Here is a 14,386-nt window from a genome sequence, read left to right as displayed (position 1 = left end):
ATTTTATCCGGTTTTACCATCACAAAATGGAACCGCATGCTAAAAATATTGGACGATCTATGGCCACCGCAGCCTTGGGTCGACATCGGCAGATTAACGTGAGGATTGTCATGAAAGCACACCTCAGCCTATTACTACTTCTAGTATCTCTAGGAGCCTGTGAGCGCCAGCAAGTGGATAGAGAGCGCCTTCCTCCACCTGAGAAGGTTATCCTGGAGGAAATGCGCTCCGAGACAAACCTGGCATTCGAGCAGCTCTGTCAGCAATTTATACACGGCCTATGGAATTTATTCCCATCCTGGGCGCTCAGTGAAGGCTACTATGAAGTAGCCAAAGAGCTTCAGGTGCCCGATAAGAGTTATCGTGAATTTGTATTGGATTTTGCTCAAATCTATGAGCGCAAATTTGCAGCCTTGGATAAAAGCCAGCTCAATATCAATTCACGCAGTAATCTCGCTCTTATAGAAAATTTTCTGCAGCGACTGCAATGGCAATATACCCGTTTTAAGTCATACCAATGGGACCCATCCATCTATAATGTTTCCCATTCTTTTGCCCTGATCCTAAACACCGACTATGCGCCACTTCTAAAGCGCCTACATACCGTTAGCACTCGTATGCTGCAAGTGCCTGAGTACTATCAGGCCGCTAAGGCAGCTATCTATCGTCCGGCAGCGCCACAGCTTGAATTAGCAATTCAACAGAGTACAGGCTCACTGGAAGTCTTTGGTGAAGAGCTGGAAAAAACGGTTAAAGAAAGTCAGATGCCTGCGGACGCAAAGGAGATTTTCCTACGGCGAATGCACGATTCTCGCTTAGCGATACAAAGCTATATCCACTTCCTACAAAACCTACAAAAGAAATTGACTAAATCCGGAAAATTCCGTGATTTTCGTATCGGTGAAAAACTCTACGAAGAAAAATTCCAGTTTGATATCAATATTGGAATGAGCGCTGCTGAACTATACCAGCGCGCCATCATAGAGAAGCAGGTAACCCACGATAAAATGACCAAGCTTGCCGATCAACTCTGGCCAAAATACTTTCCTTCTGATTCCCCACCCAACGAGCCACTGGTAAAAATTGAAAAGCTGCTGAACAAGCTTTCCCAATATCATGCCACCAAAGACACTTTCAAGAAAAAAGTAGAGCAACAGATCCCGGAGCTGGCAGAGTTTGTGACCGAAAAAAACCTGTTAAGCCTGGACAAGGAAAAGCCACTGGTAGTTCGAACAACTCCAGCCTATATGCAAGGCTTTGCTGTAGCTTCCATTAATGCGCCTGGCCCCTACCATAAAAATGCAAATACCTATTACAACGTGATGCCCATAGAGACCTACTCCGATCAACGGGCGGAGAGCTTACTGCGAGAATACAACGACTATATCCTGCAGATACTCAATATCCATGAAGCGATTCCCGGGCACTACACTCAACTGGTTTACGCCAACCAGTCCCCCAGTATCCTGAAAACTATTCTCGGCAATACTGCCATGATCGAAGGCTGGGCCGTCTATGCGGAACGCATGATGCTGGATGCGGGTTACGGTAATTTTTCCCCCGAGCTGTGGCTGATGTACTACAAGTGGAACTTGCGCACTATCACTAATACCATTTTGGATTATGAGGTACAGGTAAAGGGTATCAGCCAAGCAGAGGCGATGAAGTTAATGGTCAGGGATGCCTTTCAACAACAGGCTGAAGCAGAGGGTAAATGGCGCAGGGCGACCTTAAGCCAAGTGCAGCTCACCAGCTATTTTGCTGGTTTTACAGATATTTTGGCCCTGCGCGAGGAAATCAAAAAGAAAATGGGCAACAACTTTAGCCTCAAGGGATTCCATGAGATGTTCCTGAGCTATGGCAGTGCACCTATACCAATTATTCGCGAACTGATGCTGGCGGACTTAGCTGAGCAAGGCAATAAATTCCAATAAAAAAGGCCCCTGTTGGGGCCTTTCTTTAAATGGCGGAAGCGTTACACCTCACCTTCGGCAATCTTGGCTTTCCAGATCAGCGGGCCAGTAGTGTGTACTGACTCACCCTGACTGTCGACAGCCACAGTTACCGGCATATCTTCTACTTCGAACTCGTAAATCGCTTCCATTCCCAGCTCGGGGAAGGCGATTACTTCGGAGCCTTTAATCGCCTGGGCAACCAGATAAGCAGCGCCACCGACAGCCATCAGGTATACCGCTTTATTATCGCGGATCGCCTCAATTGCCATGGGGCCGCGCTCCGCCTTACCGATCATCCCCGCCAAGCCGGTTTCTTCCAGCATAGTGCGAGTGAATTTATCCATACGGGTAGCAGTGGTTGGGCCAGCGGGACCAACAACCTCATCGCGCACCGGATCTACCGGGCCTACGTAGTAGATAAAGCGGCCGGTGAGATCCACAGGCAACTTCTCGCCTTTGGCGAGGATATCTACCATTTTCTTGTGCGCCGCATCGCGACCAGTCAGCATCTTGCCGTTCAGCAGCAGGGTCTCACCCGGCTGCCAGCTTTGGATATCTTCTGCAGTAATGGTATTCAGGTTTACCCGACGGGTATTGCTGCCCGCTTCGCGGGTAATTTCCGGCCAGTCTTCCAACTTAGGCGGAGTCTGGCGAGCGGGCCCGGAGCCATCCAGGGTAAAGTGGGTGTGACGGGTAGCCGCGCAGTTGGGGATGATCGCCACAGCCTTGTTGGCAGCGTGGGTAGGATAATCCTTGATCTTCACATCCAACACAGTGGTCAGTCCGCCCAGGCCCTGGGCGCCGATGCCCAGTTTGTTGACGGAATCATAGAGTTCCAGACGCAGCTCTTCAGCACGGTTAGAGGCTCCGCGCTCTTGCAGTTCCTGAATGTCGATGGGGTCTAGCAGGGATTCTTTGGCCAACAGCATCGCTTTCTCAGCGGTACCGCCAATACCAATACCCAGCATGCCGGGCGGACACCAGCCGGCACCCATCTGTGGAACCATCTTCAGCACCCAGTCAACCACCGAGTCTGATGGATTCAGCATGGCAAACTTGGTTTTGGCTTCACTGCCGCCGCCCTTAGCTGCCACATAAACTTCTACGGTATCACCGGGAACGATTTCATAGTGAATCACCGCCGGAGTATTGTCTCCGGTATTCTTACGAGCACCATCTGGATCTTCCAGAATAGAGGCACGCAGCACGTTGCTGGCATTTTGATAGGCCCGGCGCACACCTTCGTTAACCATATCGGTAACGCTCATGTCCGCTTCCCAACGCACATTCATGCCCACTTTCAACTTCACGGTGACAATGCCGGTATCCTGACAGATTGGGCGGTGGCCCTCGGCACACATGCGTGAGTTGATCAGGATCTGGGCCATGGCGTCCTTGGCCGCCGGGTTGACCTCTTTCTCATAAGCCTTGTTCAGGGCCTGAATGAAGTCCTGTGGGTGGTAGTAAGAAATAAATTGCAGCGCATCGGCCACGCTGCCGATCAGATCATCCTGGCGGATAGTGGTCATTGCCAACTCCGATTAACGTCTCGAGGCCGGCGATTCTACACGAAATGTAGGGTTATTGACCCAGATATTCCCAGAAATCCCATTCACCTAAAGGGAAAACGGAATAAAAAAAGGCGGACACCAGGTCCGCCTTTTTTAACTCAACCGGAAAACTACATGGATGAAGCTGTGGAATCACCGCTGGACTGCAGGGAGCGAATCGCATCGCGAAGCTGCACCAAATCCTTATTCACCGAACGGCGGTAAGCATCGATAGACTCTACAGCCTCTTCATTCGCACCGACACGCATAGTCAGGTCACTGCGCACTGAAGCCAGCTGGCGCTCCAGACGTGCAAGCTTGTCGGTCATCTCACGCTGGGAATCTGTATTGCCCTTGCGCAACTCTGCCAGCGAAGCCTCTACAGCGGCGATTTTCTTCACGCTGGACTCGAGGCCGCTGAGCTTTGTGCTAAGAGCGGCGACTCGCTTTTTGTTAGCCGCGACTGCTGTTTTATTGGCGGAGATACTCTTGCGGTTGGTGTCATAAGCAACACCCCACAGTTTGCGGATCTCCGAGGAGTTTTCCTTGGCTTTTGCATTCAGCACTTCGACCGATGCCGTAGATTCCTCATCGGAGAGGCTAAAGCGCTTCTCCAGTTCAGCAATACGGTTTTCCGCATCGGCAATACGAGTCTCTGCATCACTCAACAGGGTCCGGCTGTCCTGCCACTGCTGGTACAGGAAACCCGAGGCACCCAGGCCACCCATCGCCATAATCAGGGCACATAGCCCCAAGAAAGAGAAACCACCTCGGCGCTCCTCCACGATCACCTGGGGCTCTGGTGAATCACTCCTTTCTTCGCTGGTAGTGAGGTCCAGTGATGGTTCAAGAGCGGCGCTGCCGCCCAGTGTGGGCTCTTTGCGTTGCATGGTTCGATACACCCGATAACTGTGCTGATGAGTCCGGTACCCGCCAGTTCTATGCTGGTCTTTCCGGTACCGTATTTTCAGAAATATATGACAATAGAATCCATTCAGATTCGTCGAATTCTGCGGCAGTTATACCAAAAATTGACGAAAAAGTAAGCGGTCGTCAGTAATAATAGACGACAGTCGAATAGAGCTGACAGCAAAAGCTTCCCCCCTTGTGTTTGAGGAAATCGTCCCAAACTTCCCTAATCCACCGCGCCGGCTTAATTCTGAGATGCGGCACGTGTAGAATGCCCTCACCAATAACCCTCAGACAAAGGAAGGAAAACACCATGGCTTTCGAATTGCCTGAACTCCCCTACGCTAAGAACGCCCTGGCACCGCATATCTCCGAAGAGACTTTGGAGTACCACTACGGCAAACATCATAAAACTTACGTAGACAAGCTGAACGGCCTGCTGGAAGGCACTGCTGACGCTGACAAGTCCCTGGAAGACGTGATCAAGTCCTCTTCCGGTGGTGTGTTCAACAACGCAGCCCAGGTTTGGAACCACACTTTCTACTGGAACTGCCTGAGCCCTAACGGTGGCGGCGAAGCCACTGGCGCGATTGCCGAGGCTATCAACGCAGCCTTCGGTAGCTTCGACCAGTTCAAAGAAGCATTTACCACCAGTGCTGTAAACAATTTCGGCTCCGGCTGGACTTGGCTGGTAAAAAATGCTGACGGCTCAGTCGCTATTGTAAATACTTCCAACGCAGCAACCCCGCTGACTGAAGAAGGCGTTACTCCCCTGCTGACCTGCGATGTTTGGGAGCACGCTTACTACATCGACTACCGCAACCTGCGCCCGAAGTACATGGAAGCTTTCTGGGCCCTGGTGAACTGGGAGTTTGTAAACCAGAACTTCGCTTAATCCCGAAGTCACCAGAAAAAGCGGGCCATGTGCCCGCTTTTTTATTTCCTGAATACCCTCCCCTCAATCAAATTCTCCCCACTACTGGCCAAATGCTGCTCCAGTCAGCACAATACCTGCTGATCTGCACTACACATCCCGCATAAAGTGTGGGGGATTTAGGCAGGCAACCTAAAGAATGCCACTGGAGTGGCACAAATTAGCAACGAAGAACCGAACACTGGGAATATGCTCATGAAGTTGAAACCAACCCTGATCGCAGCCGCCATAAGCGCGCTGGTAATCAGCGGCTGTGACCGCGCCCCGAACACAGCCGAGCAGAGTGCAACCGCCACAGCCACGGAAAGCACAGCGACTCAAGAAGTCGCAGGAAAAGTGGACCCAGCCGCAGTCAAACGCGTAAACCAGATGTTCGAGGACTTCTTCCAGGAGCACCTCGCCCGCAGTCCTGAGACCAAAACTTTCCTGGGTAAAAAAGAAGACTACGATAAGTGGGATAACCTCTCCCCAGAATTTGCCAAGGAAACCCTGGAGCTCGACAAGCGTCAGCTGGCGGAACTGAATAAAATTGATCCTTCCACCTTGGATGACGCTACCCGCCTGAGCCTGCGCCTGGCAAAACGCAACTGGCAACAGGATATTGATGGCTACAAGTGGCGTAACCACGGCTACCCTGTTAACCAGATGTATGCCACCCATACCAGCGCCGCCACACTGTTGATCAGCCAGCACCGTATTGATGATGTCAGCGATGCAGAGGCCTATATCGCCCGCTTGAATGGCATGCCCAAGTATTTCTCCCAGCTGGAAGAACAACTGAAAGCCAATGCTGCAGCCGGCACCATCGTACCCAAATTTGTATTCCCTTACGTTATTAGCGATTCCCGCAACCTGATCACCGGTGCACCTTTTAACGGTGAGAAAGACAGCCCGCTGTTTGCAGACTTTAAGGAAAAAGTAGAAAAGCTGGAAATCAGTGAAGATCAAAAGAAATCTCTGATCGATAAAGCCAGCCAGGCCCTGACTGAAAGCGCCGGCCCCGCTTACGAAAAGTTGATCAGCTACCTGCAAGAACTTGAGAAAAAAGCCAACACTGACGACGGTGCCTGGAAACTGGCAGACGGTGAAGACTTCTATAAATTCCGCCTCGGTGTTTACACCACTACGGATATGACTGCCGATGAGATCCACCAAACCGGTCTTAAGGAAGTTGCCCGTATTCACGACGAAATGCGCGAGATTATGCGCAAGGTGAAGTTCGAAGGTAACTTGCAGGAATTCTTCGAATTCATGCGTACCGACAAGCAGTTCTATTACCCCACCACTGAGGAAGGTAAAGCGGAGTACCTGGAAAAGGCCACCGCAATTATCGACACCATGAAGGGCCGCCTGGATGAACTGTTTATCACCAAGCCCAAAGCCGATCTCGATGTAAGAGCCGTAGAGGCCTTCCGCGAAAAATCTGCGGGTAAGGCCTTCTACCAGCGCCCGGCTCCCGATGGTTCGCGCCCAGGTATCTACTACGCCAACCTGTACAATATGAACGATATGCCGTCTTACCAGATGGAAGCATTGGCCTACCACGAGGGTATCCCCGGCCACCATATGCAGCTTTCTATCGCTCAGGAATTACAGGATATTCCCAAGTTCCGTAAATACGGTGGTTACACTGCTTATACCGAAGGCTGGGGTCTCTACTCCGAGCTGGTACCCAAGGAATTGGGCTTCTATGAAGACCCCTACTCTGACTTTGGACGCCTGGCTATGGAACTGTGGCGCGCTGGCCGATTGGTGGTAGACACCGGCCTTCACGCCAAGAAATGGACCCGCGAGCAAGCGATCGACTACCTCGTAGAGAACACCCCGAACCCGAAAGGCGACGTGGTTAAAGCGATCGAGCGCTATATCGTGATGCCTGGCCAAGCAACCGCATACAAAATCGGTATGCTGAAAATTGTCGAGCTGCGTGAAAAAGCCAAAACAGAACTGGGTGATCAGTTTGATGTTCGCGGCTTCCACGACACTATCCTGGCCAGTGGCCCAGTCCCCTTGGATGTACTGGAAGAACTGGTTAATGAGTGGGTTGCAAAAGTAAAAACCCAACAATAAATAATAGAAGCGACAGATAAGTACCTGATAACTACTTGTCTGTCTTTTTCTTATCGTCAGTAGAGCATTGCAGAAGTAAAAATTCTGTATAGTTTTTACAATACGGTATTTATTGTTTTACAGGGAAGTCCGGAATGACACTCCGGACTTCTTATTAAGCAATCACCAGCTCCCAGCATGATTGGCACTGTGGTCTTATTTCAACTCCCCCCTATTTTCAGCTCACCTTAGCCGCCACTGTCGTATAAAAGCACTAAAATAAAACATACCCAGTATTCCCCATACCAAAAAAGTGCACCGCTCTTAGTTTCTGCTGAATTTATATCCACAAAACCAAATAATGGGATACTTTTACATAAAAAAGTCCATTAACTGCAAAAATAATGATAAAAAAGTAAGAGCTACTCTTTGAACGCAAGGATTGTACTCATGAAGTTAAAAGTAACTCTGATTGCAGCGGCAGTAAGCTCACTCATTCTCACGGGCTGTAACGATAGTACCAACAATGCGGATACACATAAGATTGCCCCCTTAGAGGAAAGTGCACTTAATCAGTCACCTCCCCCGAAAGTCAGCAAAGAAATGAGTGAGGCCAGCAAGAAGGTCAATTTGCTATTCGATAAGTTCTTCCAGGAGCATCTAGACCGCAGCCCTGAATTCAAAACATTCTTGGGTCTGAAAGAGGAGTACGGCAAATGGAATGATCTAACTCCTGAGTTTGCGCAAGAAACCCATGAAATTAATAAGCGTCAATTATCCGAGCTGAATAAAATTGATCCCGCTATACTGGATCGACCTACCCAACTTAATCTTCGACTGGCAAAACGCACTTTGCAACAAGAGATCGAAGCCTATAAGTGGCGAAATCATAATTACCCAGTCAACCAAATGTTCGCCACTCATACCGGCGCAGCTTCAATACTTATCAGCCAGCACCGTATCGATAACATCAGGGATGCCGAAGCTTATATTTCCCGCTTAAATAGAATTCCCCAGTATTTCGCACAGCTGCAAGACCAACTGGAGGAAAACGCCAAAGCTGGCACCACTATTCCAAAATTCGTTTTCCCCTATGTTATTGAAGATGCACAAAACCTAATTACCGGTGCTCCTTTTGACAGAAAAAAGGACAGCCCTCTATTTGCTGACTTTAAGGGAAAAGTAGAAAATCTCGATATTAGTAAAGAGCAGAAAAAGTCCTTAATAGATAAAGCTAAAACAGCACTAAAAGACAACACTGGCCCCGCCTATAAAACCCTAATCGACTACCTGCAAGAGCTTGAGATACGCGCAACTACTGATGATGGCGCCTGGAAACTGGCAGATGGCAGTGACTTCTATAATTTTCGTCTCGGCTTTTACACATCTACCGATATGACAGCCGAAGAAATTCATAGGATTGGCCTTGAAGAAGTGACTCGCATCCATGATGAGATGCGTGAAATTATGCGTAAAGTAAAATTCGAAGGTAAATTGAAAAATTTCTTCGAATTTATGCGCACCGACCAGCAATTTTATTACCCGACCACTGAACAGGGAAAAACTGCATACCTGGAGAAGGCCACCACCATTATCAATACCATGAAGGGTAGGCTGGACGAGCTATTTATCACCAAACCTAGAGCGGATCTCGATGTGAGAGCGGTTGAACCTTTCCGGGAGAAATCTGCCGGTAAAGCTTTTTACCTGCAACCTGCTGCCGACGGATCACGCCCAGGCATCTACTATGCCAACCTCTACAATATGGACGATATGCCCAGTTACCAGATGGAAGCACTGGCATACCACGAGGGTATCCCCGGCCACCATATGCAGCTCTCTATCACCCAGGAATTACAGGATATCCCTAAATTCCGCAAATATGGTCACTATACCGCCTATACCGAGGGTTGGGGCCTTTACTCTGAAATGGTGCCAAAAGAGATGGGACTCTACCAAGACCCCTACTCAGATTTTGGGCGCCTCGCCATGGAGTTGTGGCGAGCAGGACGCCTTGTAGTCGATACCGGAATTCACACCAAGAAGTGGACCCGAGAACAAGCCATACAATACCTGATGGAAAACACCCCTAATCCTGAGGGGGATGTTATTAAAGCAGTCGAGCGCTATATCGTATTACCCGGCCAGGCAACAGCCTACAAAATTGGCATGCTCAAAATTTTACAGCTTCGTGAGAAAGCCAAAAAAGAACTGGGAGAGAAGTTTGATATTCGTCAATTCCACAATGCAGTTCTGGCCAACGGTCCAGTACCACTGGATGCCCTGGAGGAAATTATTGACGAGTGGATAGCAAACACCAGAACTCCAAAAGTAAAACTAAAAGGTTAAAACAGAATTAAAAAAGGCCACTACCTGTGGCCTTTTTTAATTTAAGCTAATAGCGCTCACTCTTATACTGCAAACCGTTACCAGCATGTAGAATGATCTTATTTCTTAAGTATCGCATGGCTTAGCAATACTGTGCTCAGTTGGCTGAGGGGTAATAGTCATAACTTTTACTTCGCCAGGCGTTTCAAATCGGTGCCAGACACCTTTTGGTATAACCAATATTTGCCCGGCTGATAATTCGTTCCGCTTCTCTTCACCGTTTACGAGAAGAATTAGAGTTGTTTCTCCATCTACAACTTGAACAAACTCATCTCCATTGGTGTGCCTTTCCCACTCGCTATTCCCTGAATAGTGGGCTACGTATATTCCACCATCCCTATACTCGGACAATAAGGCAAATGCATCTTTAGCTTCCTCATCCGTTGTTTCGGGAGTTCTTTCTTTTAGAAATTTAACTCTAGAAAACCCATCATCTACCGTAATAGCTTTTGACTTCGGCACTTACCAACTCCTTACAAGTACTATTCTTACTACTGGGGTGGAAGGGAAGAATACACCGCACTCGAGACACGCTGTGAATACATCCCTGTAAGCTCTTAATCGGCATCCATGCCTCATAGGGTCCCAAGCGCGGTGTATTCTTCCCTTCTCCCTTTTTAGTAACTAAAACCACATAATCCGAGCACCTTCACCCTTTCTAGCGGTAAAGATGCTCAAACTTTTAAGTTACTCTTTTGACGATCCTATAGCCGAATACTCTGCAAAAGTGAATCCTAAATCTTGTTGGTTGCTATCCACTGATCTACCTGCTGCTCCAACACTGCCAATGGCAAAGCGCCATTGGTGAGAACTACATTGTGGAACTGGCGGATATCAAACTGGCTACCAAGCGCTTCTTTAGCCCGTTCACGCAACTCAAGAATCTTTAGCATACCGGTTTTGTAGGCCAGTGCCTGGCCGGGCCAAACCATATATCGCTCGATCTCGGTGGTGACTTCAGACTCAGTCATACCGGTCTTTTCCAGCATATACTCAATCGCTTGCTCGCGACTCCAGCGCTTATAGTGTATTCCAGTATCCACGACCAACCGCACAGCCCGGAACATTTCCGCCTGCAACCGACCCAAATCATCGTAGGGGTTTTCCTGGAAACCGGCTTCTTTAGCAAGCTTCTCAGAGTACAGTGCCCACCCTTCCGAGTAAGCATTAAACAACCCCATTTTACGGAAAGTCGGCACACCTTTTAGCTCTTGTGCAATTGCCAACTGGAAGTGATGCCCAGGTACCGCTTCATGGTAAGCCAAGGTACGCATTCCAAACTTTTTGGTTTCATGAACATCCCGCAAGTTTGCATAAAATACCCCGGGGCGAGACCCGTCCATTGCTGGAGGGTTGTAGTAGGCTCCCGCCGAACCTTGCTCTTTAAACTCTGGGACTCGGCGCACCTCAACACCCATTTTGGGTTTTAAATCAAAATAGTCACCCAGGCCTGCATCAATTTCATCAATCATTACCTGGTAATCGGCAATAATTTTCTCCCGCCCTAAATCTGAATCCTCATAAAGAAACTGGGGATCATTATTCAGTGCAGAGAAACGTTCGCTAATAGTGCCACTGGTTCTACCAACGGATGAAAAAATTTCATTCATTTCCGTTTCAATTCTTGCAACCTCTTCCAATCCAATACGATGGAGTTCCTCCGGTGCAATATCTGTACTGGTAAAGTTGCGTACCTGATAGGCATAGTAGGCATCCCCATCCGGCAATGCCCAAACACCATTGTTCTCTCCAACTTTTAACCGGAGAGTACTGAAATAATCGATTAGCCCTTGATACGCGGCGTAAACTTCTGTACCAATCAGCAACTCAGCTTGGCTGAGAATACGTTCCCGCTCCTGTTTATCCAGCTTTTCAATTTTGTTAAGTCGCTCCAGTAATGAGGTATAAAGTATATTTTCTTTTACCGGCGCGGCGATAAAACCCTGCATTTCCTCTAAAACACTATCGACAACAAAGCGCGGAGGCAAGATATCTTTCTCTTCCCTTATCTTCAGACCATCCAGCAATTGATCAAACTTACGCCCGACCTCTCCCAGACGAGACAAGTAATAATCAGCTTCTTTTACATTGTTGATCTGATGTACTTCAGCGAGAAACTCCGGCAACCTATTCTGCTCACCCGACATTTGGTTAAGCGGGTAATCATGGTGCCTCCAGCGTTCAACTTCTGCCTTTATACTGAGAAGATGCTCTAACACATCATAGGAAATGGCCTGTTGCCCTTCCAAACTTTCGCGATCATAGCTGCGCAATACCGCCAGCTCGCTCTTCATCATTTCAATAACACGCAACTGCTCTTCTTCAGACAAATCATCGAGATGCGCATTGTGTCCATCAATTCCAAATTGTTCCAAAACTCTAATTTGTGAAAGGATTTCCGGACTGCTACTGCCGATTTTTATAAATACACGTTCAAAAAATACATCTATAGACCAAGGCTTGAAATAAACTACATTAATAGCAAAAGCAGAAACTGCCAAAACCCCCACAAAAAATAAGCCGCCAAACCATTTGGCAATAGTCTTAATCATTATATTTCTCCCGAATTCTTAGCTGTAATTTTGTCCCGGTATCAGGATCACCTCAACTCCCGCAGCAGAGAATTCCGATAGAGCGATCAGCGCAGGGGCCAAGCTGAATTAGACCCATAATTCACAACTATTTTATCGGCGATACAAAGTCACTGGGCTTCAGAGCCAGCAGGGAGCAACTGACCTTCTGCAATATATTCTCTGCAGTATTCCCCATAATGAAACCGGGAATACCCGCCCGTCCAACAGTGCCCATAACCAGCAAGTCGAGACCTTCTTCATCAATCAGCAATGGAATAAAGTTATCTGGATGGGCAACCACATGGTGAATACGTATTTCCCCCTCAATTCCGGATGCACGTATCAATACATCGAGCTTTGATCGGTGCTGGGCCCGCGCCGATTCAGTGGCCTCATCCAACTCTTCCTCAGAAGCGCTCAAGGGAAAATGACGCCGCAAGTATTCATCGATATCGAAGTCCCAACAGGAAATAACATTCAGCACGCCACTGCAGCTATCAGCGAGTACTCGCGACCAGCGCAGCAACCGGATCGCCAAGTCATAAGTGCTGCCATCCTCGCATTCAGGGTCGAGAGCAACAGCCACCTGTATCTTGTTGCGATGTTCCTTGATTGGGCGGCACAGCCATACCGGGCAGGGACACTTTCGCAGCAGATCCATATCCATTGCCTTGAAGCCCTTAAGCTGGCTGCGACCCTCAACATTCTTGATCACCAGGTCATAGCCCTCAGCCAATACCCGGCGGATCACCCGCTCGGCAGGTCGGGCACCACAATCTGACTCAATCTCCAAATTGGTCCTTTCCGCCGATAACTCCATATGTACGCGGGCCGACTCAATTTCACTCCTGACCCTATCAAGCATTGTCCTCACACAGAGCCGACTAAACTCCTCAAACCCTTCCGGCACCTTCGGACAGACCAGTAAAACCTTTATCTCCGCCTGATGATTGCGCGCCACTGCAAAAGCCTGCATGAGCCCACTGCTTTCATCCTCAGCAGCATGGCTGACATACAGGATTTTATGAATGTTTGGCATAACGCTGCCCTCAACCAGAGACATTTGGGAGCAAACAGGGGCAAGACTCACCATAAACCCACTCGCTGCCTCAAATTGGTATCGTGAGCAGAGCAGATTTCACACGGAAATACACAGGTGAAGGAGATGGAGCAGGAGTAGATAGGGGGAGGTGAAGTGAGTAAACACCAACCATAGTAGGCGGAAAAAGCGTCTAGTGCCGCTAAAACACAAGACAGAGGAGCCCAAATGAGCTCAGGGAGCTAAAGCAGGTCGGCCAGGACCCAATTCTGGGGTCAGATATCCAAAACCTGCTTAACAAAAGGAATGGTAATTTTACGCTTAGCCATAAGTGAAGCCCGGTCCAGCTCCTCCAGACACAGAAAGAGTGCTCGAGTATCCCTCGGGGCGCGGTGCAATATGTACTGGGCCACATCTTCCGGCAGGTCAAAACCGCGCAGACGGCTGCGACGGCGCAGGGCGGCAACTTTATCGCTGTCATTCAGGGTTTTGAGCTGGAACACCAGGGACCAGTGCAGGCGTGACTGCAGATCAGCCAGGGCAATATCCATACCTCGGGGTGACTTGCGAGCCCCCATTAATAACTGCCTGCCGCCATCCTTAACTCGGTTATAGAGGTGGAAAATAGCGGTCTGCCACTCGGGCTGCCCCTCCAACAAATGAACGTCATCTATACAGACAAGGTCCAGGCGTTCGAGTCCGTCGAGAATAACAGCCGGGTCCATGTTCATTAGGTCTGCAAGAGGGAGATAATGGAAAGAGCGACCATTGGCCTCTGCGCACTGACAAGCAGACTGAAGCAAGTGGCTAATACCACTACCCGCCTCACCCCAAATGTAAATTACAGACTCGGGATTCTCGCCACTGGCAAAAGACTGCAGCAGGGCAACTACCTGTCGATTTGGATCTGAATCCGACAGGTAGAAGTTATCAAAAGTGGCGTCATCCCGCAGGGATACCCCCAGCGGCAATTGTTGCGGAATACTCAT

10 protein-coding genes are annotated in these 14,386 nt (G+C 48.9%); 4 read left to right on the top strand and 6 right to left on the bottom strand.

Going from position 1 to position 14,386, the window contains the following annotated elements:
- Nucleotides 1-110 precede the first annotated feature (110 nt).
- Entirely contained in the window at nt 111-1,934 is a 1,824-nt protein-coding gene (locus ACJJI1_RS13845; protein ID WP_444957012.1) for a DUF885 domain-containing protein, read from the top strand.
- A 41-nt stretch (nt 1,935-1,975) separates the two neighbouring features.
- Here the strand turns inward: ACJJI1_RS13845 and ACJJI1_RS13840 are convergent, their stop codons facing one another.
- Complete coding sequence (locus tag ACJJI1_RS13840; RefSeq protein ID WP_413664798.1) at nt 1,976-3,484, bottom strand: fumarate hydratase; 1,509 nt, start codon at nt 3,482-3,484, stop codon at nt 1,976-1,978.
- Between the two features lie 152 nt (nt 3,485-3,636).
- Entirely contained in the window at nt 3,637-4,395 is a 759-nt protein-coding gene (locus ACJJI1_RS13835; protein WP_444912368.1) for a hypothetical protein, read from the bottom strand.
- 332 nt (nt 4,396-4,727) lie between these two features.
- Here ACJJI1_RS13835 and sodB point away from each other — a divergent pair, with 332 nt between their 5' ends.
- From sodB to ACJJI1_RS13820, 3 genes are all read left to right on the top strand, one after another.
- Entirely contained in the window at nt 4,728-5,309 is a 582-nt protein-coding gene (gene sodB / locus ACJJI1_RS13830; protein ID WP_108732228.1) for a superoxide dismutase [Fe], read from the top strand.
- Between the two features lie 234 nt (nt 5,310-5,543).
- Complete coding sequence (locus tag ACJJI1_RS13825) at nt 5,544-7,418, top strand: DUF885 domain-containing protein (protein ID WP_444957011.1); 1,875 nt, start codon at nt 5,544-5,546, stop codon at nt 7,416-7,418.
- A 429-nt stretch (nt 7,419-7,847) separates the two neighbouring features.
- On the top strand, nt 7,848-9,746 hold the full coding sequence (locus tag ACJJI1_RS13820; protein ID WP_444957010.1) for a DUF885 domain-containing protein: 1,899 nt from the start codon (nt 7,848-7,850) through the stop codon (nt 9,744-9,746).
- 105 nt (nt 9,747-9,851) lie between these two features.
- Here the strand turns inward: ACJJI1_RS13820 and ACJJI1_RS13815 are convergent, their stop codons facing one another.
- The 4 genes from ACJJI1_RS13815 to hda form a co-directional block, all read right to left on the bottom strand.
- Entirely contained in the window at nt 9,852-10,247 is a 396-nt protein-coding gene (locus ACJJI1_RS13815; RefSeq protein WP_444957009.1) for a cupin domain-containing protein, read from the bottom strand.
- 272 nt (nt 10,248-10,519) lie between these two features.
- Nucleotides 10,520-12,337 (bottom strand): DUF885 domain-containing protein, encoded by a 1,818-nt coding sequence (locus ACJJI1_RS13810; RefSeq protein ID WP_444957008.1) that lies wholly within the window; start codon nt 12,335-12,337, stop codon nt 10,520-10,522.
- A gap of 127 nt (nt 12,338-12,464) precedes the next feature.
- Entirely contained in the window at nt 12,465-13,397 is a 933-nt protein-coding gene (locus ACJJI1_RS13805; protein WP_413664792.1) for a universal stress protein, read from the bottom strand.
- Between the two features lie 275 nt (nt 13,398-13,672).
- Nucleotides 13,673-14,386 (bottom strand): DnaA regulatory inactivator Hda, encoded by a 714-nt coding sequence (gene hda, locus ACJJI1_RS13800; RefSeq protein ID WP_282931683.1) that lies wholly within the window; start codon nt 14,384-14,386, stop codon nt 13,673-13,675.

This window comes from Microbulbifer maximicatervae (SeqCode) (assembly GCF_052467065.1).
The sequence above is the reverse complement of the archived record's forward strand: the minus strand, read 5'-3'. Positions and strand labels throughout refer to the sequence as shown.

Coding starts and splice junctions, on each gene's coding strand:
- hda (WP_282931683.1), bottom strand. CDS start 14,386: ATGAGTATTCCGCAACAATTGCCGCTGGGGGTATCCCTGCGGGATGAC.
- ACJJI1_RS13840 (WP_413664798.1), bottom strand. CDS start 3,484: ATGACCACTATCCGCCAGGATGATCTGATCGGCAGCGTGGCCGATGCG.
- ACJJI1_RS13825 (WP_444957011.1), top strand. CDS start 5,544: ATGAAGTTGAAACCAACCCTGATCGCAGCCGCCATAAGCGCGCTGGTA.
- ACJJI1_RS13810 (WP_444957008.1), bottom strand. CDS start 12,337: ATGATTAAGACTATTGCCAAATGGTTTGGCGGCTTATTTTTTGTGGGG.
- ACJJI1_RS13845 (WP_444957012.1), top strand. CDS start 111: ATGAAAGCACACCTCAGCCTATTACTACTTCTAGTATCTCTAGGAGCC.
- ACJJI1_RS13835 (WP_444912368.1), bottom strand. CDS start 4,395: ATGCAACGCAAAGAGCCCACACTGGGCGGCAGCGCCGCTCTTGAACCA.
- ACJJI1_RS13805 (WP_413664792.1), bottom strand. CDS start 13,397: ATGCCAAACATTCATAAAATCCTGTATGTCAGCCATGCTGCTGAGGAT.
- ACJJI1_RS13820 (WP_444957010.1), top strand. CDS start 7,848: ATGAAGTTAAAAGTAACTCTGATTGCAGCGGCAGTAAGCTCACTCATT.
- sodB (WP_108732228.1), top strand. CDS start 4,728: ATGGCTTTCGAATTGCCTGAACTCCCCTACGCTAAGAACGCCCTGGCA.